Origin of the sequence: Sphingomonas sp. CCH9-F2 (assembly GCF_001556735.1) — a bacterium.
Taxonomy (GTDB): domain Bacteria; phylum Pseudomonadota; class Alphaproteobacteria; order Sphingomonadales; family Sphingomonadaceae; genus Sphingomonas; species Sphingomonas ginsenosidimutans.
The window spans coordinates 1-1,531 of record NZ_LSJO01000353.1 but is presented as its reverse complement, the minus strand read 5'-3'; the positions used below and the strand labels follow the sequence as shown (position 1 = coordinate 1,531).

General features: G+C 66.4%; 3 protein-coding genes. All 3 read right to left on the bottom strand.

Features of this window, described 5'->3' with window-relative positions:
• Nucleotides 1–44 precede the first annotated feature (44 nt).
• The 3 genes from AX685_RS10300 to AX685_RS10295 all read right to left on the bottom strand — a co-directional run bounded on the left by AX685_RS10300 (nt 45) and on the right by AX685_RS10295 (nt 1,395).
• Nucleotides 45–497 carry a hypothetical protein gene (locus AX685_RS10300; RefSeq protein ID WP_066488242.1) on the bottom strand — a complete coding sequence of 151 codons (453 nt, stop codon included), beginning with the start codon at nt 495–497 and terminating at the stop codon, nt 45–47.
• Between the two features lie 213 nt (nt 498–710).
• Complete coding sequence (locus AX685_RS22545; protein WP_197418565.1) at nt 711–866, bottom strand: hypothetical protein; 156 nt, start codon at nt 864–866, stop codon at nt 711–713.
• 115 nt (nt 867–981) lie between these two features.
• Nucleotides 982–1,395 (bottom strand): DUF2442 domain-containing protein, encoded by a 414-nt coding sequence (locus tag AX685_RS10295; RefSeq protein ID WP_066488241.1) that lies wholly within the window; start codon nt 1,393–1,395, stop codon nt 982–984.
• Between the last annotated feature and the right edge of the window lie 136 nt (nt 1,396–1,531).

Here is a 1,531-nt window from a genome sequence, read left to right as displayed (position 1 = left end):
CCCCTGGCCGGGCCTTGCGGCCCGACCTGGGCGCGGAGCACCGTTCAGGTGAACAGGTCGCCGACCGCGCGCAACCGGAAGGCGTTGCGCCAACGGCGCCGGCGATGCTCGGTCGCATCGTGGACCATGTGGCAGCGTTGGCAGAGCGCGGCGAGGTTGCGCGGCCGGTTATCACCCGGATCGTGATTGAGGTGCGCGCTGGCGAGGACGACGCGCGTGACCCGCATCGAGGGGGGCGGGTCGATACCCACGAACCCCGGTTGCGCGCGCACCAGCTCGTCCGGCGACGACAGGCGACGAATCTCCCTGCCCCGCCCGTCGCGCCAGCGCGCGGCGTCCTCGTCCCACCAGATACCATTGCCGAGGTGCAGCACGTCGCGGCCGTGCGGGCGACGGCAATGCTCGCAGCGCCCTTTGGCGCGGCCGAAACGGATGAAGGCGGACAGCTCGCGCCAGTCGATCGGGTAAAGCCAGCGATGTTCGCGCGCGATCGGCATGACGATTTCTATGAGTCAGGATGGGCGAGAACGAAAGCAGAAAACGGCTCTGATTCAACAATATCATCAAGACTAAGCGACTAAGCGAATCTGCGAATAAGTTGCCGCCGAGGAAACCGACCTAGCTTTATGTCTGTTCCCGCTGTGTTCTGGCCGTTCAGGCAGGACGAAGAATCGCATGAGCATCACCGTCACCCGGCTTTCCCCAGGCGCCTAGGCGTCACCGGCGACGTTGGGATGAAATTGTGCGTCCCCTTCGACGGCAACGAGGACCACTTTCATCTCGCGATCAGCGACGGGGCGCTGATCGCTGGCGAATACGACACCGAAGATCGAGGACGGAGGGATCACGCGCATCGCCGGCGACACGGTGACGGTCGATTGGCCGCCGGAATGGGTGACGATCGGCGTCTATCAGCCCGTGCCGGCGCGCGCGATTCAGCCGCTGCCCTTATTCGAGACCGCTTGACGCGCTCTGCCCTGATTATGCCGATGCCACCTTGCGTGGCCGACCGCCCTTTTGGCCGTTCGCGCGCGACGCGGCGACCTTGACGGCCGAGCGCGCCCTGCCCCCGGCCGCCCCGAGCTGACGGGCCATCCACGTCTTCGAGCCGAACACGCCCTGGAGCAGCGCCGGCACATAGAGGTCCGCATCGAGCTTCGGCCAGTGCAGCCCCAGCCCGGCCGGACTGATTTCAATGTCGGCGAGGTTGTCGGGCGAGGCATCGGCCAGCCCTTCGGCGAGCTGCGTCGGGAAGGTCAGCTCGATCCCGGTGTTGAGGGCAACCACCACGCGCGAACGGCGGCGATCGTAGCGAGCGGACACGGCATGGCCCGCGGCGCGGGTTTCCGCCATGCGCGCTTCGGCTTTCGCCAGTTCCTGCTCAGTAATCGCCATGTATGGTCCTCCATTCCTCGCACAGCATCGGCACCACGTCCGCCAGCGCCGCTTCGATCCGGTTCACGTCCGACAGCTTGAAGCCGAAGCTATCGCGCAGCTCGGGCGGACCGGCGGGGCAGTTTAGGTTGAACAC